This window comes from Acidobacteriota bacterium, from assembly GCA_018001935.1.
Taxonomy (GTDB): Bacteria; Acidobacteriota; JAAYUB01; order JAAYUB01; family JAAYUB01; genus JAGNHB01.
The window spans coordinates 32094-54779 of the sequence record JAGNHB010000038.1 but is presented as its reverse complement, the minus strand read 5'-3'; the positions used below and the strand labels follow the sequence as shown (position 1 = coordinate 54779).

19 protein-coding genes are annotated in these 22686 nt (G+C 68.7%); 9 read left to right on the top strand and 10 right to left on the bottom strand.

Going from position 1 to position 22686, the window contains the following annotated elements; translation table 11 throughout:
* The 8 genes from KA419_14095 to KA419_14060 all read left to right on the top strand — a co-directional run.
* Positions 1-1113, top strand: a 1113-nt coding sequence (locus KA419_14095) for a hypothetical protein (protein MBP7867070.1), incomplete at its 5' end; no start/stop codon positions are given.
* 149 nt (positions 1114-1262) lie between these two features.
* A complete protein-coding gene (locus KA419_14090; protein ID MBP7867069.1) occupies positions 1263-2540 on the top strand; it encodes a beta-lactamase family protein in 1278 nt (425 codons plus the stop codon).
* A gap of 185 nt (positions 2541-2725) precedes the next feature.
* On the top strand, positions 2726-3148 hold the full coding sequence (gene ndk / locus KA419_14085; GenBank protein MBP7867068.1) for a nucleoside-diphosphate kinase: 423 nt from the start codon (positions 2726-2728) through the stop codon (positions 3146-3148).
* A 2-nt stretch (positions 3149-3150) separates the two neighbouring features.
* A complete protein-coding gene (locus KA419_14080; protein ID MBP7867067.1) occupies positions 3151-3897 on the top strand; it encodes a hypothetical protein in 747 nt (248 codons plus the stop codon).
* Positions 3898-3955: 58 nt separating this feature from the next.
* Complete coding sequence (locus KA419_14075; protein MBP7867066.1) at positions 3956-4399, top strand: hypothetical protein; 444 nt, start codon at positions 3956-3958, stop codon at positions 4397-4399.
* 84 nt (positions 4400-4483) lie between these two features.
* Positions 4484-5260 (top strand): tRNA pseudouridine(38-40) synthase TruA, encoded by a 777-nt coding sequence (gene truA / locus KA419_14070; GenBank protein MBP7867065.1) that lies wholly within the window; start codon positions 4484-4486, stop codon positions 5258-5260.
* A 224-nt stretch (positions 5261-5484) separates the two neighbouring features.
* A complete protein-coding gene (locus tag KA419_14065; protein ID MBP7867064.1) occupies positions 5485-6438 on the top strand; it encodes a hypothetical protein in 954 nt (317 codons plus the stop codon).
* Positions 6439-6626: 188 nt separating this feature from the next.
* Complete coding sequence (locus KA419_14060; GenBank protein ID MBP7867063.1) at positions 6627-7790, top strand: aminotransferase class V-fold PLP-dependent enzyme; 1164 nt, start codon at positions 6627-6629, stop codon at positions 7788-7790.
* A gap of 36 nt (positions 7791-7826) precedes the next feature.
* On the opposite strand, the gene KA419_14055 is transcribed toward KA419_14060, so the two are convergent.
* The 8 genes from KA419_14055 to KA419_14020 form a co-directional block, all read right to left on the bottom strand.
* Positions 7827-8981, bottom strand: a complete 1155-nt coding sequence (locus KA419_14055; protein MBP7867062.1) for a hypothetical protein — start codon at positions 8979-8981, stop codon at positions 7827-7829.
* Positions 8982-9032: 51 nt separating this feature from the next.
* On the bottom strand, positions 9033-9812 hold the full coding sequence (locus KA419_14050; protein ID MBP7867061.1) for an alpha/beta fold hydrolase: 780 nt from the start codon (positions 9810-9812) through the stop codon (positions 9033-9035).
* A gap of 85 nt (positions 9813-9897) precedes the next feature.
* Positions 9898-10767, bottom strand: a complete 870-nt coding sequence (gene rfbA / locus KA419_14045; GenBank protein ID MBP7867060.1) for a glucose-1-phosphate thymidylyltransferase RfbA — start codon at positions 10765-10767, stop codon at positions 9898-9900.
* 30 nt (positions 10768-10797) lie between these two features.
* Entirely contained in the window at positions 10798-11814 is a 1017-nt protein-coding gene (locus KA419_14040) for an NAD-dependent epimerase (protein ID MBP7867059.1), read from the bottom strand.
* Between the two features lie 17 nt (positions 11815-11831).
* The gene (locus KA419_14035) at positions 11832-13154 is read right to left on the bottom strand and encodes a nucleotide sugar dehydrogenase (GenBank protein ID MBP7867058.1); all 1323 of its coding nucleotides are present in this window, start codon (positions 13152-13154) and stop codon (positions 11832-11834) included.
* A 236-nt stretch (positions 13155-13390) separates the two neighbouring features.
* On the bottom strand, positions 13391-14056 hold the full coding sequence (locus KA419_14030; protein ID MBP7867057.1) for a DUF1579 domain-containing protein: 666 nt from the start codon (positions 14054-14056) through the stop codon (positions 13391-13393).
* A 114-nt stretch (positions 14057-14170) separates the two neighbouring features.
* Positions 14171-16300, bottom strand: a complete 2130-nt coding sequence (locus tag KA419_14025) for a response regulator (protein ID MBP7867056.1) — start codon at positions 16298-16300, stop codon at positions 14171-14173.
* Positions 16297-19029: a PAS domain S-box protein gene (locus KA419_14020; protein ID MBP7867055.1), complete on the bottom strand. Its 2733-nt coding sequence runs from the start codon at positions 19027-19029 to the stop codon at positions 16297-16299. Before KA419_14020 ends, KA419_14025 begins: the two co-directional genes overlap by 4 nt.
* Positions 19030-19342: 313 nt before the next feature.
* On the opposite strand from KA419_14020, the gene KA419_14015 reads away from it, so the two are divergent.
* Positions 19343-20440, top strand: coding sequence for a hypothetical protein (locus tag KA419_14015; GenBank protein MBP7867054.1), 1098 nt, complete (start codon positions 19343-19345; stop codon positions 20438-20440).
* 35 nt (positions 20441-20475) lie between these two features.
* On the opposite strand, the gene KA419_14010 is transcribed toward KA419_14015, so the two are convergent.
* A complete protein-coding gene (locus tag KA419_14010; GenBank protein MBP7867053.1) occupies positions 20476-21156 on the bottom strand; it encodes a peptidoglycan DD-metalloendopeptidase family protein in 681 nt (226 codons plus the stop codon).
* Positions 21157-21173: 17 nt separating this feature from the next.
* Positions 21174-22670 (bottom strand): ATP-binding protein, encoded by a 1497-nt coding sequence (locus KA419_14005; GenBank protein ID MBP7867052.1) that lies wholly within the window; start codon positions 22668-22670, stop codon positions 21174-21176.
* Positions 22671-22686 lie beyond the last annotated feature (16 nt).

Sequence of the window (22686 nt, the reverse complement as noted above, 5' to 3'; positions counted from 1 at the left end):
GGCTGGGGCTGGGGCTGGGGTTGGTCCGGGTGGGGCTGGGGCTGCCACTGGGGGCACCACGGCTGCGTCTGGAGGAACGGCCACTTCTGCGACCGTTACGGCTACGGGCACGGCGGTTACGGTCACCATGGCGGCAACGACCATCACGGCGGCCATGGCCGCGTCGGCCCCTGGCAGCATGACCCCAACCATCGCGGAGGGGTCCCCTACCGCAACAGCGACGTCGCCCGCCGTTACGGGTCCGAGAACACCCGCGGCGCCACCACGCGGGGGTCACGGGCCGAAGCGGGCGCCTACAGCCGGAACGATGTCGGCCGGGGCGCGGGGAGAAGCCTCGCGGAATACCGGGCCAACGGCGCCATGGGTGACCGGGCGGGTAACGCCCGTGGCACGCCGTCCGCCCCCGGCCGGTCTGACGCCTACCGCTCCGCCACGTCGGGCGAGCGCGCCGGCGGCGCCAGCCGCGCCGCCTACAGCCGGTCCGGGAGCACGGGGCGGGGGGCGGCCTCCGACCGCTACGCCACCGCGGACCGGGGGGCCGGAACCAGCCGCGCCGCCTACAGCCGGTCCGGGGACACGACCCGGGGGACGGCGTCCGACCGCTACGCCTCCAGGAGCCGATCCGCCGACACCGGCCGGAGCTACGCCGGGAGCCGGTCCGCCTACGGCAGCCGGTCCACCGGCGGCGACCGTTCCACCAGCCGGGGATACTCCGCGGGCGGGCGCTCCTCCTACGCCGGTTACGGCACGGGATCCGGGCGATCCTACTCGGGGAGCCGGCCGTCGTACGGGGGCGGTTCGTACGGGGGGCGGTCCTACTCGGGCGGCTCCTCCGGCGGCCGGTCCTACTCCGGGGGCTACTCCGGCGGCCGGTCCTACTCGGGCGGCTCCTCCGGCGGCCGGTCCTACTCGGGCGGCTCCTCCGGCGGCCGGTCTTACTCGGGGGGCTACTCCGGCGGCCGGTCTTACTCGGGCGGCTCCTCCGGGGGCCGGTCGTATTCCGGCGGGTCCCCGGGCGGTCGCTCCGGCGGCGGCTTCTCCGGGGGAGGGCGCTCGGGGGGCGGCTCCTCCGGCGGCGGCCGCTCCGGGGGCGGCGGTGGATCCCGTCGCTAGCTCCGCCTGAACCCAGGTCCGGGAGGACACAAACCGGCAGGGGGCGCCGAGCGACGGCGTTCCCTGCCTTTTCCGCGCCATTCACCCGTTCCGGGGCTCCCATCCCGGAAGGGACCGCGAAACGCGCACTTCCCGCCGGAGGCAGCACGATGAGTAACACCCGAATCAGCCGGTCGGCCGGGGTCGCGACCCTGGCGCTGGCCCTCCTCTGCGTGGCCGCACCGGCCCAGGCCTCGCTGGACCCCGTCTTGAAACCGTACCTGGCGAAGTACGAGATCCCGGCCCTGGCCGCCGCCGTCGTGAAGGACGGGAGGATCGTCGCCGCGGGGGCGGTGGGCACCCGGCGGTGGGGCGAGAACATCCCGGTGACCCCCAGCGACCGGTTCCACCTGGGCTCCGACACCAAGGCCATGACCGCCACCCTGGCGGCCATCCTGGTGGACCAGGGGAAACTCCGGTGGGACTCCACCGTCGGGGACGTCTTTCCCGACCTCGGCGAAAATGCCGACCCGGTCTTCACCCGGCTGACGCTCGAGCAGCTGCTTTCCCACACCAGCGGTCTCCCCAGCGACAACCTGTCCAGGGACGCCGTTCCTTACATGGCCCTGACGGAGGTCTCCGACGACTGGCCGGTGGGTAACCTCGACGAGATACGGGCCTGGCTGGTCCGCCGGTGGGCGGCCCTTCCGATGCCCGGCAAGCCCGGCGGGACGTTCGAGTACTCCAACCTCAACTACGTCATCGTGGGCGCCATGATCGAGCGTCTCGAGGGGAAGACGTGGGACGAGCTGATCTTCGACCGGATCTTCCGTCCCCTGAACCTTCGCACGGCCGGCCTCGGGACGCAGTCGACCCCGGGCCGGACGGACGCCCCCCTCCCGCACGCCGTGGTGAACGGGAAGATCAAACCGCTGCTGGCGGGACCCCTGTCCGACAACCCCGCGGTGATCGGCCCCGCGGGGATCGCCCACATGTCTGTCCTGGACTTCGCCCGGTGGGCGGGATGGAACGCGGGGGAGGGAAAGCGCGGCCCCGCCCTCGTGAAACCGGAGACCCTGAAAAGGCTCCACACCGCCGTCGTGACCATTCCCCCGCCGGCGGACGCCCCCGTCGGCACCCCGGCCGGCGGCAAGTACGCCCTCGGCTGGGGCGAGCGGGTGCGGGACTTCCACCCCGACCCCATCCTCTGCCACAGCGGCTCCAACGGGATGAACATCGCCCAGGTCCACCTCGACCCGAAGGCGGACTTCGCGGTGGTCCTCCTGGCCAACATCGCCGGGAAGAAGGCGAACGAGGCCCTGGACGAACTGGTGAGGGAACTGTTCGAGGCCTGGGCCGCGAAGCCGGCGCCTCCCGCTCCCCGGTCGGCGGCAACGGAACCGCCGAAAGAGAAACCGGAAGGCAAGAAGCCCGCCGACGGGAAGTGATCCCCGGCCGCACGCGCGGGCGGCTTGCCGGGCCCTGCCGGACCCGGGTGACGAATACCCGCCGGTCACCCCGGCGCACGGGCCCCCGTTTCTCCCTCCTTGCAAAGCCCCCCGTTCCGGCGTATAGTGGCGGACCGGCCCCGCGAGGGGACACCGGGAAAGACTTTCACCGGAAAGGAATCAACATGACGGAACAAACCCTGGCCATCGTCAAGCCGGACGCCATGAAGGCCCGTGCGGCCGGAAAGATCCTGGACATGATCCTCGAGGCCGGCTTCGGCCTGTCGGCGGTCCGGCTCGTCCACCTGACCCGGGAGCAGGCGGAGGGTTTCTACCAGGTCCATCGCGAACGCCCCTTCTTCCCCTCGCTGACGGCCTTCATGACCGAGGGGCCCGTCCTGGTCATGGTCCTGGAGGCGGAAAACGCCATCGCCCGCTGGCGCGACCTCATGGGGCCCACCAACCCCGCGGAGGCGTCGGAGGGGACCATCCGCAAGCGTTTCGGCGCCGGCATCGCGCGAAACGCCGTCCACGGCTCCGACGCCCCGGAGACGGCACGCTTCGAAATCGCCTACTTCTTCAGCGAGCTGGATCGCGTACGGAGGTAAACGTGGGGCTCAAGGACTTTTTCTCCCAGTACCGCGAAAAGCAGGACAAGCGCAAGTACGACAAGCTGGTCCGCCGGCTCTGCCAGAAGTTCGCCCAGTCCTACGAGCGCTACGCCGCCGCCGACGAACTGGGCAACATGGAGGGGGAGGACGCGATCTTCGGCCTCCTGCAGCGCTTCGGTTTCCAGTCGCCCCAGATCATCGAGGACGAGGAGGAGAAGCGCCACGTCTACCACCTGGTCCTGGAGCGGGGAGAGGAGGCGGTGCCGGCCATCCTGCGCTACATCCGGGAGAAGGAGAGCCTGGTCTACCCGCTCCGCCTGCTGCGGGAAATCGCGGGGGACGAGGCCTGCCGGGCCCACATCATGAACTCCCTGAAAGATTTCGCCCCCGAGTACAACCGGGCGCCGGAAAAGAAGACCGACCTCATCGCCGCGCTCGGGGAGTACAGCGGCCCCGGCATCGTGGACGCCCTCCTGCCGTTCCTGGCCGACCCCAACGACGACGTGGTGGTGGGCTCGCTGGACATCCTTTCCCGGCACGTGGAAGAGGAAGAACGCGTCCGGGACGCCTTCCTGGCCCTGCTGACCGCCGACGAGGAGAAGCCGCGGGTCCAGCGCCGGGTCCTGGAACTGCTCAAGGACCTCAAGTGGAAGGTGACCGGCTTCCGCAAGAAGGTGGAGGAGAAGCTCCCCCCGGACTTCTACATCGACAAGAAAGGCTTCATCAAGCGCCTGGGCGAGAGCTGACCCCCGAAAGACCGGTTTTCAACCACGAACGACACGAACCACACGAACGAGGCCGGTGATGAAAACATACGACAAGGTCCTCGTTGGCGTTCTGGCGGTTTTCCTCGTGATTTCCGTCTGGATGGCGTTCGAGGTGTCCTGTTCCCTGCAGTGGTCTGACGATCAGTTTGCACAACAACTGCTTTCCGAAATTCTGTTCAACCAGCAAGACCACTACCTCAGGCACAAGGAATACACGGATCTGGACCACATATACCTCGGGTATCTTGAAGAGAAATATAAGCCCTGGAAGCTGGGCAATCCGGTCATTGCCGACAATCATTTCGTATTGAAAAACTACGATTTCAAAGGGTACCTCAGCAGGGATAAAAAGAGATTCCTGGTTGAGGCAAAAGGAATAAAGAACCCGGAGCGGGTGATATACATTACGCAGGACTCTATCAATATAGCAAACGGGAGATTCAAGTTCTTCTATGGAAGACCAGCGATATGGGAAGATTGATCATGCCTTTCAACCATAAAGGCTTCTGCACCCGACTCTGCACCTTTGCGCGAGAGAAACGTCCGAAAAGGCGGGAGTGACCCCATGCCCCGGTTCAAACTTGTCCTAGAGTACGAAGGCACGCGGTACCGCGGGTGGCAGGTGCAGGCCAACGCCCGGTCGGTCCAGGGGGAGATCCTGGCGGCGGCCCGGCGCGCCCTGGGGACGGACGCCCTCGACCTGCAGGGCGCCGGGCGGACCGACGCGGGGGTCCACGCCCTCGGGCAGGCCGCCCACCTGGACGCCGACACCGCCCTGGCCCCGGAGCGCCTCCGCCTGGCCCTCAACGACGCGCTGCCCCCGGACATCCACGTCCTCGAACTTTCCAAGGCCCCGCCGGGTTTTCACGCCCGCAAGGACGCCCGGGCACGGGTCTACCTCTACCAGGTGTCCCGGCGTCGGACCGCCCTGGCGAAGCGCTTCGTCTGGTGGGTCCGGCAACCCCTCGACGTCGCCCGGATGGCGCGCTGCGCCCGCCGTTTCGAGGGCTTCCACGACTTCCGCTCCTTCATGGACGCCCGGGCGGGGGACAAGTCCTCCCTCGTCGCCCTCGACGAGGCGCGGGTCCGGGAGGCGGGGGACCTCATCCTTTTCCGCTTCCGGGGGTCCCACTTCCTCTGGAAGATGGTCCGCCGGATGGTCGGCGTGCTGGTGGCCATCGGGCGGGGGGACCATTCCGAGAAGGACGTCGCGCGGTTCCTGTCAGCGCCTTCCCCCGAGCCGGCCCGCCTGACGGCGGCCCCCTCCGGCCTCTTCCTGGAGAAGGTCCTCTACGAGGGCGACCCCGACCCGGTCGACCTCGAACCCCTCATCCGCCTGTGAACACCCGGCAACGGATAACCACGGATAACCACGGATGAACACAGATGAACACGGATAGAGACAGATCAAGACAGATCAATGAGGTTTAACCCCCGGCGTCCCATAAGTCCTTTTGGTCCTTTACGTCCTTTTGGTCCTTTCGGTCCTTGTCGTTCTCCCCACGGCCGGCCCTTTCCCGGGACGAAACCGGCCGGGGAGCGAAAATACGATGGCGGGAGAGCAGGATGAATCAGCAGGAATGGTGGAATCTTGGTCAGGTCGTTCTGGTGATGCTGTTCGGCGCGGCGGCGGCCGGGTGCCTCTCGACGCCCGGCGGAGGGGATGCGCCGGGGTGGCGGACGGTCCACCGGGGCACCTTCCGGCAGCTCACCGACTTCGGCCCCAAGGTGGCCATGGTCTTCGACGACGGCCGGAAAGCGGTGGTGGCCGACAACGCCTGGGAGAACCGCCGGCTCTACCTGGTGGACCTGGAGAGCGAGCGGGTGACGCCGGTGGACCTGCCCGACCCGGGGCGCCTGTCCGTCAACCGCTTCGTGTACGGCGGCGAGTGCGTCTACGCCCTCTTTTCCACCCCGGGCTCGGACCGCCCGGCGGCCTTCCGGGTGGACCGGTCGGGCGGCCTGACCCCCCTGACGTACTACGGCCGCGTCACGCTCTACACCGACGATCGCCCCGCCCCCGGCGCCGACGACCTGGCGGCCGCGGCCGCGCGGGGAGAGCTCGACGGTCTGACCGAGCTGCGCAAGACGGTCTGCAGGGCGGACCCCGCCACGGGCGACCTCACCGACGCCGGTGACGACCGGGTCCACTTCTTCGTCAACGACGGCACGTTCGTGGAGACCAACCTCGCGTCCGAGATCGAACGCCTGCGGGGATCGACCGTCGGCGAGGTCGTCGACGACGCGGCCTTCCGCTCGCTGTCGCCGGTCGGGGATTGGGCGATCCGGGTCGAACGGGTCTCCGGCGGCGCCGCCCACGAGTCGGACGGGGACGGCCGGCTGAGGGGGGTCACGGCGTCCCGGAACGGCCGGGAGATCGCAATTTACCGGGCCGGGTCCGACCCCGACCTTTTCTACTGGGTCTGCCGGGTGGACCACCGGCTCTACCTGGTCGGTTCCTCGGTCCGGTATTTCGACCTGAACACCCTGGCCCCTCCGGCCGGGCCCCCGCGAGGTTGACGGGGGGTCACCCCGTGTCCCGCCCCCGGCGGGGGAGTTGCCCCGCTCCCGGGTGGGTTTTACCTTTTTTCCTGCTTGAAATCACGGAGAAAAGCCCTACAATCAGATTTCGCCCGGCGTCCGGGCCCGTTCCTTCACCGAACCGGCGCCTCCCGGGCGGGATCGCGATCTTCCCCCGAAGGAGCCCCATGGAAAACCTGATCTACCTCGACAACGGCGCCACGTCCTTCCCCAAGCCCGAAGAGGTCTACACCTACATGGACCAGTTCTACCGGCAGTTCGGGGTCAACCCGGGACGTTCGGGGTACGATCTCTGCATGGAGACCGGCGAGATGGTGGAAACCACCCGGCGCATCCTGACGCGATTCTTCAACGGCACCGACCCGAACCGCCTGGTCTTCACCTACAACTCCACGGACGCCCTCAACCTCGCCATCTTCGGCCTGCTCAAGCCCGGGGACCACGCCATCACCACCACCCTCGAGCACAACTCGGTCCTGCGGCCGCTGTACCATCTCTCGCTGGACGGGGTCGAGGTGGATTACGTCCCCTTCGACGCCAGGGGGTTCGTGGACCCCGACGACATCGCCCGGGCCTTCCGCCCCAACACGCGCCTGGTGGCCGTCAACCACGGCTCCAACGTCATCGGCACGGTCCAGGACATCGCCGCCGTCGGCGCCCGCTGCCGGGAGCGCGGCATCCCCTTCCTCATCGACGCGTCCCAGACCGCGGGGATGCTCCCCATCGACATGGCGGCCCAGAACATCGACGTGATCGCCTTCACGGGCCACAAGTCCCTCATGGGCCCCACGGGGATCGGCGGGCTGTGCGTCCGGGAAGGGATCGACATCCGCCTGACCCGGGCCGGCGGCACCGGGGTCCGGTCGGCCGTCAAGACGCACCTGGAGGAGTACCCCTACCGACTGGAGTACGGTACGCCGAACGTGGCCGGGATCGCCGGGCTGAAAGCCGGGGTCGGGTGGGTCCAGAAGCAGGGCCTGGAGAACATCCGCGCCCACGAGGCGCACCTGAACCGCACGCTGCGGGACGGGCTGGCCGCCATCGACGGGGTCACCCTCTACTGCCAGGACGACCTGGAAAACCACATCAGCGTCCTGGTTTTCAACGTGGACGGCCTGGAAGCGGCGGACACCGGCACCCTGCTGGACGTGGACTACGGCATCGCCTGCCGGACCGGCCTCCACTGCGCCCCCCTGGTGCATGAAGGGATCGGCACGACCGCCATCCACGGGGCCGTCCGCTTCGGCATCGGCCCCTTCAACACCGAGGAACACGTCCAGGCAGCCATCGACGCGGTCCGGGAAATCGCCGCGATGCGCCGGAAGGCCTGACCCAGGAGTGCGGCGTCAGGCCGCCGCGCTCCGGGGTCAAATCAGGAGCAGCAGCAGGGCCACCAGGTCCATGGCGTCCAGCGCGCCGTCCCCATTGACGTCTGCGGCCTCCGGGGTCTCGAAACCCCACTGGGACGGCACCCCGCTCAGGAACGTGGCCAGCAGCAGGTAGTCCGCCGCGTCCACCACCCCGTCGCCGTTGATGTCCCCCGCCGGCGACCCGTCCGGCCGATAGAGAAACACCTTCGCCATCGCCAACCCACCCAGCCCGCGTCCCCCGAAGACCAGGACGGCCGGGCTCCCGACCTCCGTCCGCATCGCCGCCGCCGCGCCCGCCAGGGGCAACGGCAGGTCGGTCTTGCGGGTCCATGCGTTGCCGGCGACGCTGTATTCCCACGTGTCCTGCAACGGGTTGCCCGCCGCGTCTTCCCCTCCGAACACCCACGCCCGGTCGCCCGAGGACGCCACGGCCCCGAACGCCCGCGCCGGCGGCGGGTTGGACGCCATGGTGTCGCTCCAGGCCCCCGATGCGGGGTCGAAGACCCACAGGGCGCTCGAGTAGGCGCTCATGTCGTCGCCCCCGAAGACGTAGAGTTTCCCGCCCGCCTGGAAACCCATGGCGCCGTACCGGCCGGTCCCCGGCATGGAAAGCAGGACGCTCCAGGCGGAGGTGCCGGGGCTGAAACGCCAGAGGTCCGGGAGGGCGATGCTCCCGTCCGAGGAGAGCCCCCCGAAGAGGTAGAGGCTCCCGTCGGGAAACGGGGCCAGGGCAGGGAAGGACCGCGCCGGGACGGACCCCGCCGTCACGGGGGCCCAGCTGCCGGCGGCCGGGTCGAAGGCGTGGGCATCCCCCCGGGTGGACAAGTCGCCGAAGCCGAAAGCCACCCAGAGCTTCCCGCCCGACCCCGCCGCCCCGTGCCCGAAGCGGACGGGGGGAGGCGCAGTGGCATCGATTCCTTCGAACAAGTCATTATTGAAACTCCAAATATCGTTCAATTCCGGCCCCGGCTTCGCACCCGGCGGGGGGTTGCCGCGGCCCCCGAAGAGGTAGAGCACGTCGCCCACCCGGGTCAGGGTGTGCCCGTAGCGGGCGGGGGGGACCGTCGGGGGGAACAGCTCGGTCCAGGAGTCCGCCGGCAGCCACGGGAGGCCGACCAGCATGACGGTTCCGATGATAAGGAGTCTTTTCATCCGGGTACCCTCGACGACAGGATTGCGCGCGGTGCCCCTCCCTGAAATGGATCAAGGTTCGCCGGCCTGGTGAAGAAAGGCGAAAGCCTCGTCGAACGTGACGTCGATGCGTGAGAACTCCGCCATGTGGTCGAGGCCCGCCCAGACCCGCCACTCCACGCCGGCCGCCCGCATGGCCTCGGCGTCGCGCGCGTACGCGTCGGCGGCCGTCTTGAACTCGGCGCCGGCGTAAAGGAACATCGGGCACTTCACCTCACGGGGCTCCACGGGCGGCCACGCCGACATGGCCAGGAAGAGGGAGCGGGCGAGGGGGTAGAGGCCGGATTCCGCCAGCCACCGCTCGTTGGGGGAGAGGTCCGCCCCGATGGCCACACCCTCCGACCGGGCGCGGTCCACCTCCCGGAAGACGGCCCGGGTCCGCTCCTCGTACGCCGGGGTGAAGACGGGGCCGAAAAAAGCACCGCCGAGCACGGCCCGCTTGACGCGGTTCGTCCGGACCGCCAGCCGCATCCCGATCGTGGCGCCGAAGGAAAACCCCCAGAGCCGGAAACGGTCCGCGCCCTCCGCGTCGGCCACGGCGAGGACATCCTCCAGGAGGCGGTCGAGGTGGAAGCGACCGGGATCCGGCGGGCAGGGGCTTTCCCCGTGGCCCCGCAGGTCGGGCGTGAAGACGGTGAAGGAGCGGCGGAGCTTCTCCACGTAGCCGGTCTCGCGCCAGCTGTGACGGTCCTGGGACAGGGCGCCGTGGAGCAGGACCAGGGGCGGGCCGTACCCGTCCACCTCGTAGGCGATCCGGGTCCCGTCGGGACTCTCGACGAAGCGGGTTTCCATGGGGCGCCTCCGCGAAAGGAAAGGTTGGGGGCACCTTATCACAGCGCGGGGGTTCGCGCAACCGTGCCGGAACCCGGACCCGGGCTCAGGCCAGCAGCGAGGACAGGTAAGCCCCGTAGTCGTTTCCCCGGTAGGCGGCGGCGAGGCCCGCCAGGCGCTCCCGGTCGATGAAGCCCATCCGCCAGGCGATCTCCTCGGGGCAGCCCACTTTGAGCCCCTGCCGCGTCTCGATGGTCTCGATGAAGTTGGCGGCCTGGTTCAGCGCTTCGGGCGTGCCGGTGTCGAGCCAGGCGAACCCGCGGCCCAGGCGCTCCACGTGCAGGGCGCCCGCCGCGAGGTAGACCCGGTTGAGGTCGGTGATCTCCAGTTCGCCGCGGGCGGAGGGGCTCAGGGCGCGGGCCTTGCGCACCACGTCCGCATCGTAGAAGTAGAGCCCCGTGACCGCCCAGTTGGACCGGGGCTTTGGAGGCTTCTCCTCGATGGCCTCCGGCCGGTCGCCCCCGTCGAAGGTGACGACGCCGTAGCGCTCGGGGTCACGGACCCAGTAGGCGAACACGGTGGCCCCCGACTCCCGCCGGACGGCGCGCTGGAGCATCTCTCCCATCCCGTGGCCGTAGAAGATGTTGTCCCCCAGGATCAGGGCGCCCGCCTCGCCCGCCAGGAAGTCCTCCCCCAGCAGGAAGGCCTCGGCGAGCCCGTTGGGGTGTTCCTGGATCACGTAGCGGAGGGTGATGCCCCAGCGGGACCCGTCCTCGAGGAGCTTCTCGAACTGCGGGCGGTCCTGGGGGGTGGTGATCACGAGGATGTCGCGGATCCCCGCCATCATCAGGACGCTCAGGGGGTAGAAGATCATGGGCTTGTCGTAGACCGGGAGGAGCTGCTTGCTGACGGCCCGGGTCACGGGCCACAGCCGTGTCCCGTGGCCTCCGGCCAGGATGATGCCTTTCCGAATCATGGACCCTCCTCGCGTGCGCGGTCCCCCGCGCTACGCCGGAATGTGGTAATACTCGCGGTACCAGGCCACGAAGCGGGCGATGCCCTCCTCGACGGGGGTGTGCGGGCGGAAGCCCGCGTCCCGGGCGAGGTCGTCCACGTCGGCCCACGTGGCCGGCACGTCCCCCGGCTGCATGGGCAGGAACCGCTTCTCGGCCGTCCGCCCGAGTGCGTGCTCGAGGACCTCGATGAGCCGCATCAGGCGGACGGGCTGGTTGTTCCCGATGTTGTAGAGCCGGTAGGGGGCCCGGGACGTCCCGGGGTCGGGCCGGTCCCCCGTCCAGCCGGGGTCGCCCCCGGGCAACCGGAACGTGACGCGGGCGACCCCTTCCACGATGTCGTCGATGTAGGTGAAGTCGCGCTCCATCTCCCCGCGGTTGAAGACGTCGATGGGCCGGCCCTCCAGGATGGCCCGGGTGAAGAGGAACAGGGCCATGTCGGGACGCCCCCAGGGCCCGTAGACCGTGAAGAAGCGCAGGCCCGTGACCGGGATGCCGTAGAGGTGGCTGTAGGCGTGGGCCATGAGTTCGTTGGACTTCTTCGTGGCGGCGTAGAGGCTCACGGGGTGGTCCACGTTGTGGTGGACCGAGAAGGGCATGAGGGTGTTCGCCCCGTAGACGGAGCTGGAGGATGCGTAGACCAGGTGTTCGACCCCGTGGTGCCGGCACCCTTCCAGCACGTTCAGGAACCCGGTGAGGTTGCTCTCCACGTAGGCGTGGGGGTGGGTCAGGGAGTAGCGCACCCCCGCCTGGGCGGCCAGGTGGACGACCCGCTCGGGCCGCAGGCCGGCGAAGAGAGCGTCCATGCCGGCGCGGTCCGCCAGGTCCAGTCGGGCGAAGCGGAAGCCCGGGCGCCCCTCGAGCCGGGCCAGCCGGGCCGTTTTCAGGTTCACGTCGTAGTAGTCGTTGAGGTTGTCGAGCCCGGTGACCTCGTGCCCCTCGCCCAGGAGGCGGTCGGACAGGTGGTAGCCGATGAAGCCCGCTGCACCCGTGACCAGGATCCGGCTCATCCCGCAGCCCCCCGTCCTCAGGCCTTGATCACGTTGGGGTGAATCCCGCGGTAGATCCCGCGGGTGTCCACCACCAGCGGCGCATGCCTGAGGACCCGGTCGTAGTCCACCGCCGCGTGGTCCGTCACGATGACGACAGCGTCGCAACCTTCGAGGGTCTCCGCCGTCAGCGGCCGCGAGTCCATGGCGGGCAGGCTGGGCCAGGATCGCATCCGGGGGGAGTGCGGCACGTGGGGGTCGTGGTAGGAGACGTCCGCGCCGAGGGCCAGGAGCAGGTGGATGATCTCGAACGCGGGGCTCTCCCGCGGGTCGTCGATGTCCTTCTTGTAGGCCAGGCCCAGCACCAGGACCCGGCTCCCCTTCACGGGCCGCCGGCGATCGTTGAGGGCCAGCGACAGCCGCTCGACCACGTAACGGGGCATCTGGACGTTCACGTCGCCGGCGATCTCGATGAACTTGGGCGCCTCGCCGTATTCCCGGGCCTTCCAGGAGAGGTAGAACGGGTCCAGGGGGATGCAGTGCCCGCCCCAGCCGGGGCCGGGGTTGAACCGCATGAAGCCGAAGGGCTTGGTCGCGGCGGCGTCCAGGACTTCCCAGACGTCGATCCCCATGCGCTGGTAGATGATCTTCAACTCGTTGACGAGGGCGATGTTCACCGCGCGGAAGATGTTCTCGGTGAGCTTGGAGGCCTCGGCGGCCCGCGCCGACGAGACCCGGACGGTCCGGTCGATGACCCGGGCGTAGAGTGCCTGGGCCAGGTCGCCGGAAACGGGGTCCACCCCGCCCACCACCTTCGGGGTGTTGGTGGTGCCGAAATCGCGGTTCCCGGGGTCCTCCCGCTCGGGCGAGAAGGCCAGGAAGAAGTCCTCCCCGCTGCGCAGGCCGGACTTCTCCAGGAGTCCCCGGAGCAGATCGTCGGTGGTCCCGGGGTAGGTGGTGGACTCCAGGACCACCAACTGGCCCGGGCGAAGGCTTTTCCGGATCTGCTCCGCGGTCTGGACGATGTAGGTCATGTCCGGTTCGCGCTGGGGGGTCAGGGGCGTCGGGACGCAGATGAGCAGCGCGTCGGGCTCCCCGAGCCGGGCGAAGTCGGTCGTGGCTTTCAGGAGGCCGTCACGCACGGCCCGATCGACCCGCGGCCAGTCGAGGTGCTGGATGTAGGGCCGCCCGGCCTCCAGGGCCTCGATCTTCCCGGGGTCGATGTCGAAACCCAGGACCTCGAACCCCTTCGCGGCGAAGGCGAGGGCCAGGGGCAGCCCGACGTAGCCGAGCCCCACGATCCCCACCCGGGCCTCGTGCGATTCGATGCGATGCTTGAGCATTTCGGCGTGCTGGTTCATGTTCTCCTCGAAGACGGTTGTACGCACCGCCGCCCCCGGTTCGGGGGCGTCCCGACGTGAGTCGCTGACTATAGCGCAAGACCGGGAAGTCCGCAACGGAAATGCTCAGGGATCCCGGCGAGGGCCCGCTCCCGGATCATCGCGGGGGCAAGGCCCGCCGTCATACGGCCGGGGGGGCGCGGGGCCGGCCCCCTCGCCGCCGGCGGCCTTCGTTCGGGAAGCGTGGCGAAACCCCGCTACTTTTTCCCGCGGGTGTAGGTGATCTCCATGGTCAGGGTCTCCTTCCCGTCGGCCCCCGTCTCGTACATCTCCATGACGTGGGTGTGTTCGTCCACGACCCGCAGCACCTCGCGGCTGGTTTTGGCCGCCCCGGTCAGGGGGTCGGAGAAGGTCAGGGTGGTGGTGAGGACCTTACCCTGCTCGTCCAGCGTACCGGTCCCCGTCGCGATGCAGGTGGACATGGAGTCGATCCAGACGGTGGCGAACTGCTTCGTGACGTTGTCGAAGGCCAGCAGCCCCATCCCCTCGAAATCCATGTCCATGAACTTCCCGTGGTACTCCTGGTGGAGGTAGCGGCCGCCGAAGATCATCCGGTTCACGCCCTCCCCCTCGCTGATCAGGGGTTCGCCAGGGCCCATCCAGGCCTTGGACACCGCCTTCCACCGCCCCTCGAACTGGGCAAGAAAACGGTGGTAGAGACCCGGTTGGCCCGCTTTCATGTAGGCGTCCATCATGGCCCGGGCCTGGGGGTCCATCTCCGCCGCCGCCGGGGCCTCCTCCTCCGCGGCCTCCACGGCCGGTTTCTCCCCGGACTTCTTCTTCCCCCCCTTCTTGTCGCCGGGCCCGGCCAGGGCCAGGGATGCGCAGAGGAACAGGGTTAGCAATCGGATGAAAAACTTCATGGCACACCTCCGGTGTGGATTCGTGGCCCGGCGGCGGGCGGCGCGGGCTTCCCCGCCGGCCTGCTCCGGGACCGGCCGCGCGGACGGCCCGCCGGGCGGGAGGGGCCCGCGGTTTCAGGCGTCCAGGGCCTGGCGGACTTTCCCGGCCAGGTCCTGGTGGGTGAACGGCTTGAGGATCAACTCCCCGTCGTTGCCCGGTGTTCCCCGGCTCTCCAGGTGGTCGGCGGTGTACCCGGACATGAAGAGGACCTTCAGGTCGGGGCGCTGCCTGCGGAGGTGGCAGAGGAGTTCCACGCCGCTCATCTCGGGCATCACCACGTCCGTCAGGAGTAGGTCGATGTCGCCCCGGTGATCGGCGGCGACCTGGAGGCACTCCCCGACCGAGTTCGCGCTGATGACGTGGTAGCCCAGGCGACGCAGCATGTTGCAGGCCATCTGGAGGACGGGGGCCTCGTCCTCGGCCACCAGGATGGTCTCGGCGCCCCCGCGCATGTCCATGCCCGTCGCGGCGTCGCAGGGCGCCTCGGCCTTGACGTCGGCGGAGGGGAGGCAGATCCGGAACGTCGTCCCGCAATCCGGGGAGCTGTCGACCCAGATGTGGCCGCCGTGCTGCTTGACGATCCCGTACACCGACGCCAGGCCCAACCCCATGCCCTTCCCCTTCTCCTTGGTGGTGAAGAAAGGCTCGAAGATCCTCGCCTGGGTCCCGGCGTCCATGCCGACACCCGTGTCGGTGACGCTCAATAGAACGTAACGTCCGGGGGGAAGACCCGGGAAGCGGGCGGCGAAATCCGTGTCGGGACCGACCGCCGCGACGGCGATGGTGAGGGTCCCCTGGCGGGGCATGGCGTCCTGAGCGTTGGCGGACAGGTTCATGATCACCTGTTCGATCTGCCCGAGGTCGGCGTTGACGACACACGCGGCCGGGGCGTAGTCGAAGCAGAGCCGGATGTCCTCCCGGAGCATCCGGCGGAGCAGTTTCGAGAGGTTGCCGACCACCTCGTTCATGTCGAGGGCGCGCACCTCCAGGACCTGCTTCCGCCCGAAGGCCATCAACTGCCGGACCAGGTCCCGGGCGCGCTCCGCGGCCTTGAGGATTTCCTCCAGGTCCCGCCGGAAATCTTCCCGCAGGGTCGGGTCCGTCAACATCATGTCGGTGTAGCCCAGGACGGGGCTGAGCAGGTTGTTGAGATCGTGGGCGACGCCCCCCGCCAGCAACCCGATGGCCTCCATCTTCTGGGACTGGCGCAGTTGGCTCTCCAGGGCGGCCTTCTCCTCTTCGGCGCGCTTCTGGGCCGTGATGTCCAGGATGACCCCGGAGAACACCACCTCGTCCTTGAGGCAGACCGGGGTCGATAGCCCCCGGTAGTGAACATCCCGACCGTCCGGCCGGGTGAAGCGTCCCTCGAAGTCCCAGTGCTTCAGGTCCCGGGTCGCCTGGTGGATCGACTCGAGCAACCGCTCGGCGTCCCCGGCGGGGATGCCTTCCATGAAGCGCTCCAGGAGGGTGTCCAGGTTCGCCTCCAGCCCGTAGACGTCGTACACGTTCTCGCCCACGTAGTGGAACCCCATCTTCCCGTCGGGCCGGACGTAGAACTGGTAGACGATCCCGGGGATGTTCTCGGTGAGGCGGCGCAGCTTGTTCCCGCTCTCGGCCAGGTCCGAGATCGCCTTCAGGCGGGATTCCTGCTGGAGGATCAGCAGGCAGACGAGGACGGTGGCCAGGGGGTAGATCACGATGACGGGGATGGCGATCTGCGTGTAGATCTCGAAGGAGACCTTGCTGGGGAGAGCCCGGGTGAGCACCAGCATGGCGAGGTGGACGACGAAGCCGAACAGCCAGAGGTGGTGGATGCGGACGAGGTCGGGGCGGCGGCGGCGCAGGTAGTGGTAGGCGACCCCCAGGAGGGCCGATTCCGCGATGACGCCAACGCCCATCAGCGTCCCCGCCCCGCCGATGGCGAAGATGCGCCAGGCGGCGGTGATGACGGCGGTGACGGAAGCGGTGACGGGCCCCCCGAACAACCCGGCGGTGCTGATCACGATGGAGCGCCCGTCGAAAATGATCCCCTCCCGCAGCGTCAGCGGGTTGAGCATCCCGATCAGCGCCACGACGCCGAAGAGCAGCCCCGACAGGACCTGTCCCGTCATGGCGCCCTGTTTCCAGCGGCGCATGATGAGGCTCTGCACGAAGCAGAGCGAGACCAGGAGCGTGATGTTGTTGAGCAGGGCCAGGAAGATCACCGCGGGGCCTCCGGGCCCGCAGCGTCGGGCGGGAGCGGTCCGGCCGTTTCCGCACGGGCCTCCCGGACGGCCTGGACGAGGTCCTTCGGTGTGAACGGCTTGGCGACGAAGGAGATCCCCTCGATCCGGACGCCCAGGGGACGGATGGACTCCTCGGTGTAGCCCGACATGAAGACGGTCCGGACCCCGGGGCAGAAGCCGCGGATCCGGGAGACCACCTCCGGGCCGTTCATCCCCGGCATCACGACGTCCGACAGGACGACCTCGAGCTGGTCGCGGTGTTCGAAGCCGAGGCGGACGGCATCCTGCGGGTCGAGGGCCTCCAGGACATCGTAACCATGCCGGCTCAAGATGTTGCAGGCCAACCGCCGAAGTCCGACGTCGTCCTCCACCACCAGGACGAGGCCGCGGCCCCCTTCCGCCCCGCGACCGGGCGTGGGGAGGGACGACGAGACCTTCTGGCCGGGGCGGGCCACGGGCAGGTAGATCCGGAAGACCGCCCCCGCACCCGGTTGGCTGACGGCGAAGATCTCGCCGCCGTGCTGCTTGACGATGCCGTACACCATGGACAGGCCGAGGCCGGTCCCCTGTTCCTTGCCCTTGGTCGTGAAGAAGGGCTCGAAAACCTGCTTCAGCGTTTCCCCGTCCATGCCGCACCCGGTGTCGCAGACGGAGAGCACCACGTAGTCCCCGCGGGGAAGGCTCCCGAGGACCGGGTCGGCATCCTCCGCCAGGCACGCCGGGGTGGTCTCGATGATGAGACGCCCTCCTGCCGGCATCGCGTCGCGGGCATTGACCGCCAGGTTCATCAGGACCTGCTCCACCTGGGCGACGTCGGCCCGGATGAGTCCGATGGCGGGTGACAGCCGGATCTCGATCTCGATGTTCTCGCCCAGGAGTCTGGCCAGCATGAGGTTGAACCGTCGGACGACCTCGTTGAGGTCCACGGGCTCCATGCGAAGCTCCTGTTTCCGCCCGAAGGCGAGCAGCTGCCGGGTCAGGTGGCGGGCCCGCTCCCCGGCCATCTGGATCTCGGTCAGGGGGCCGTGGGCCGCCTGGTCGCGGGACGCCGGGTCGCGCAGCAGAATTTCAGCATACCCGAGGATCACGGTGAGGAGGTTGCTGAAATCGTGGGCCACCCCTCCCGCGAGACGCCCGATGGATTCCAGCTTCTGTGCCTGGACGAGCTGCTGCTGGAGCTTTTCCCGCTCGCTCTCCCAGCGTTTCCGCTCGGAAACGTCCCGGACGACCACCAGCAACCGCTCCTGCTCGTCAATGATGGCCCTCCGCACGTTCACCTCGATGGGGAAGACGTCCCCGCTCCGATGCCGTCCTTCCCACTCGAAGACCTGCGGCGCCCCGTCCGCCGCCTGGCGCAGGCGGGCGACAGCCTCCTCCCGGGTGAAAGGGGGCCGCCCGGACCCCAGGTCCGCACCCGCCAGGTCCAGGACCTCCTCCCGTCCGAAGCCGTGCATCTCCAGGGTCCGGTGGTTGACGTCCAGGATCCGGTAATCCCGGGCGTCCAGGATCAGGACGGCATCGTCCAGGGAGTCCAGGATGGTGCGAAACCGCTGCTCGCTCTTCCGAAGATCGTGTTCCGCCCGTTTCCGCACGGTGATGTCGGTGGCGATGTGGAGGACCCGGTCGACTTTCCCCCCCTCGTCCAGCAGCGGGGTGCACGAAACCAGGTAGGTCCCGCCCAGGGCCTCGATCTCCATGTCCTGGGTCTCGAGCTTCCCTGACGAGACCACCGTCCCCAGCGGGCAGCAGTCGGGAGGGTCAGGGACGCCGGGGTGGAAGAGATCGTGGCACTTCCGGCCGACCAGGTCGGCCTCGGGCATCCCGAGGGCGGCGACCGTGGAGCGGTTGGCGGCCAGGATGGTGTGGTCGGGCCGCATGAGCAGCGTGGGGTGGCCGATGGCCTGGAAGGTGGCCCACCACTCGCGTTCGGAGCGTCGAAGCTGCTCCTGCTGCCGATGGTGTTCGGTGTTGTCCCGGAAGATCCCGAGGAGGTAACGCTGGTCGCCGATCAGGACGGGGCCCGAGTTGATGTCGGCGTAGAGGACCGTCCCGTCCTTCCGCTTCAGGGGGACGTCCGGGGCGATCTTGATCTCCCCGCGGGCCTGCCGGTCGAAGAAGCCCACCACGGTGGGGAGGTCCTTCTCGGGGTGGATGTCCTCCACCCCCAGGGTCAGGATCTCCTCCGGCGTGTACCCCAGCATCCGGCAGATGGCGTCGTTGCCCAGGCGGAAACGGCGGGTGTCGACGTCGGCCAGCAGGAACCCGTCCATGGCCTTGTTGAAGATCGCCCGGAGACCCTCGTCGGACTGGCGCGGCACCTCCCCGGAGGCCGGCTCCCCGGGCGGCCGCCGCGCGATGCCCAGCACCGCCGGAGCGCCGGGGAGATCCGCGGGGCCCAGCGACAGCTCGAGGGCCATCGGGCCCCCCGCGGTCGCCAAGGATACCACGATGTTCTGGGGGTATCCGTCCTGGGCGGCCCGGAGGCTGTAGGCCAGGGACGCGGACGGGGTGTGTCCGCTCGGGCGGTGTTCGCCGGTCAGGCGGAGGAAATCGCGCCCCAGCAGATCGTTCCGGCGACATCCCAGCAGGGCGGGGAAGGCCTCGCTGCACTCCGCCACCCGGCCGTCCCGCAACAGGAAAACGGCCTCCCCCGCCTGCCCGAACAGGCGACGGCACAGATCCAGGACCACGGTTTCCGATTGGGGCACGGTTTCTCTCTCCCCAAGGGAACAATAAACACGACACGACCGTCAGGGTGCGGTCAGGTGTCGTTTCCCGATAAAGCCAATTTCAAGCCTATCCGACATTGCTTCAAATGGCAAGCGGAAAAAGGGGGTAACGCTTCTCGGGCGGGCCCGGGCCCGGAGCACCCCAACGTCTTTTTCCTTGCAGGCGGGCCCGTTCCCGGCTATCATTTGAAGGTACACTGTGAGCCCGTTTGAAAACCAGTTTCAACCGATTCCGGATCCGGGTCCGCACGCTTGCCCGAATCGCCGGGCCCGGGGCACCCCAGGAGGAACGATGGCATCAACCGTGTGGTCCGAATTGACCGGAAACCCGGGCGGCAACCAGCTCAGCCCCTCCCCCTACCGTTTTCTCGCGGTTCTCCTGCTGGCAGGGTTCCTGCTGCCGTTGATCGAGCCCCGGCAGGGGATCGTCTTCCTGAACATCTGGCTGCTCCTCCAGGAGGGGGTGCCGGGCGTCCTGATCTTCCTGGCGCTCTATCCCCTCCTGGCCGCCATCGGGGTCTTCGTGCTGACCAACGTCCTGGCGGGGTGGGCCCGAGGTGCGGTGATGGCGGGGATCGGCCTGCTCCCCCTGTTGATGTTCCTCTTCGAGGGCGGTTCCCAGTTGAAGATGTTCGCCATCGCACGTCCCGAGGCGGCTTTTGCCTCCGTGCTCTCGAGCCTGGGGATGATCGGCCTCTTCGCCGGGGGACTGGCCATCTGCTTCCAACGGGAAAACCTGACGGCGGTGTGGACCGGGGGCGTGGGCGGGGGCCTGTTCCTCGTCAGCCTTCTGGTCCCGCGGGGAAGCTCGCTGGAGACCGTCGGGCTCTACCAGCCGTTCCTCCTCATGCAAGCCGGCGGGTTCATGCCCTTCCTGGTGGGGTTCCTCACCCTGGCGGGGCTGGTCTGCCTCGTCCTCTCCTCGGTCTTCATGCTGCTGCTCACCTTCAGCCGGCCCATGAACGAGGAGTACGGCCGGAAGTCCTACCGTCTCGCCCTCGCGTGGCTCGTCGTCACGGGGGTGACCCTCCTGATGGCCACAGTGGCCCAGAGCAGCGAGGCGCCCCGGGGGTTCGGGGGTGCGTCCTTCGTTTTTCTCCTCAACATGTTTCTGAAGCTCCTGCTGTGGGTCGGCCCGGCGTTCGTGCTCATCCCGCTGGGGCTGGCCGACTTCCTCCTGGAGTGGGCTTTCCGGACCGGCGCGGTCGCCCCGGCGCCGGCGCCGGCTCCCGCCTGGGGCGGCGCGGTGAACACCGGCGGCGCCGACGGCGCACCCCGTTTCGACTACGACAAGGCGGTCCGTGAACTGGAGGTCCAGCGGAACCGGGGGGAGATCTCCACCGCCGAGTACTGGAAACGCCGGGAGGAATTGCTCCAGCGGAGGGATTGAGGGCCCGGGGAAGCGGTCGGGACGGCGCCGTCCGCTCAGGAAAAGAGGAAGGCCAGGGGGTCCGGGAAGAGCCGGGCCAGCTCCTCCCGCTGGCCGGCGCAGCCGTACCCGTCGAGTTCGTGAAACCGGTCCAGCAGGATTTCCTCGAAATACGGCTTCGCCACGGCCTGGACGTGAAGGTGGGGGGCCCAGTTGCCGTTGGCGGGCGGGCCGCCCACCTCGGCCAGGACCGTGCCCGGGGCCAGGACGGTCCCGACGGGCCGGCGAACGTCCCGGAGGTGGGCGAAGAGCAGGACCACCCCGGACAGGTCGGGCCCCGAGGGCTGGACGAACACCCGGGGCCCCCACCCCCCGTCCGCGTCGTGGTCGTCGTCCACCATCATCACGGTCGCGGCCACGGGAGTCGCGACCGGCGTCCCCGGCGGCACGTGGAAATCCACCCCCAGGTGGAGGTAGTTTCCGGCGGCGTCCAGGTAACTCCCGGCCCAGAGGCGGGAACGGTCCTCGAGGTAACCGCCGTACGACCAGTCCAGGCCGCGTTCGCGGTGAATCCCGTCGATGAAACGCTGGCAGACACGCGGGTCCAGCAGGGGGTTGGGCCCGCCGGCGGGGAAGTCGTCCCGGTGGGCTTGACGCCAGCGGACGGACTCCGCATCCAGGTCGACGGGACCCGTCCGCGGCCCGGGAAGCTGCGGGAAGAGGCGCTGTAAATCCATGGCCCCGACGGTCCGTGTCACAGGTCGGCGTTGGGGTCGTTCGCCCGAATGTAGGCGAGGACGTCCCGGGCGACGTCGGAAACGGCGCAGATCTTGTCGTAGGCCAGGTCCACGTTGTTCAGGTACTGAAGCATCAGGGTGTCCCCGACCCGGGCGCGCGGAAGGATCCCCGCGAAGAAGAACCCCATTTTCTCGAACTCGCCCGTGAGGTGGAACGTGTCGGGGTCACCGAGGTTCAGGAACAGGTTGATGGCGGCGTACTTCTGCAGGCAGTACCGGCGAAGCAGCCGGCGCACCGCGAGCACCGCGTCGGGCCCGTAGTGGGACAGGTAGAGTTCCGCGCACCCTTCGGACGCGTTGTCGCTGGTCACGATCCGGGTGAGGGCCGCCGGGTCGTGCGGGCGGTGCGGGTCGGGGACGCGGTAGTCGTGGTCGGCCCCGATGTTGCGGTACAGCCTCTCCACCATCTCCCGGTGGCGTGCGGGGGGGTAAAGCGTCTGGCGGACGGGGGGCGTGATGTACTTGAAGCTCAGCACCACGCTGATGCGCTGGGTGGGGTCGCCGGGGATGCCGCGGAACTTCCAGCTCGCGGGGCTGGTCGCCAGGAGGATGCCGCAGTCGTGGATGCCGAACCGGGTCGTGGACTTCTGGGTGAAGGGGTGGTTGGCCACGGAGTAGGCGTAGAGACCGTCCAGCGGGCGGGAAGCCGGGGCGTCGAACAGGAACTCGATCATGCGGCCGAGGGCCCCCTGGCCCCGGTACTCGACGTTGACGAACACGAAAGTCAGTTCCGCGATCCGGTCGGCGTCGTCCTGGAACAGGAGGGCGCTGTGGCCCATGAACCGGTTGTCCTTCGTCACCGCCACGGCCGAGATCATCTGGCCGGAGTGGTTGAGTTCCACCAGGCGTTCAGGGTAGTAGATGTGATCGTCGAAAAAGCTGTAGCCGTGTGACTTGTAGGCGCATCGCGAGACCTCGATGGCCTCGTGGTCGGCCATGTGCCGGACGGTGTAGTCCAGCTCCTCCCGGATCACCTCCGGCTCGGCCGGGCCGGGAGAGGCGTCGTGTGCCGGAATGGGGGCGTCGGCGTTCTCGCTGTACTTGACCAGCACGGTTTCCTTTCCCTCGGGACCGAGGTTCCGGAACGTGCACTCGTCCACCAGTTCCCGCATGAGGAAAATGCCGAGGCCGGAGGAGTCGGCGTCCTCGATGCCGGCCGCGGGCTGGTAGCGGGGCGCCTGGCTGGGGTCGAAGGGGATCCCCCGTTCCTTGATGACGACCCGGATGCCGTTCGGCAGCCGCTCGCAGACGATCTCGAAGGTGTCGTTCTCCTCCACGTCGTAGGTGTGCTTGATGACGTTGATGATGGCTTCCTCCGAGGCCACCTCGATCTGCCCCAGGGAACTCCCGCCGAGACCGAAGCGGGAGGCGGTTTCGCGGATGAAGGCCTGCGCGACGGGAAGAAACTCCTGGTCGTTGGGAAGCCTCAGATGAACCTTGTTCTGCCGGGCCATGACGATGTCTCCTTTT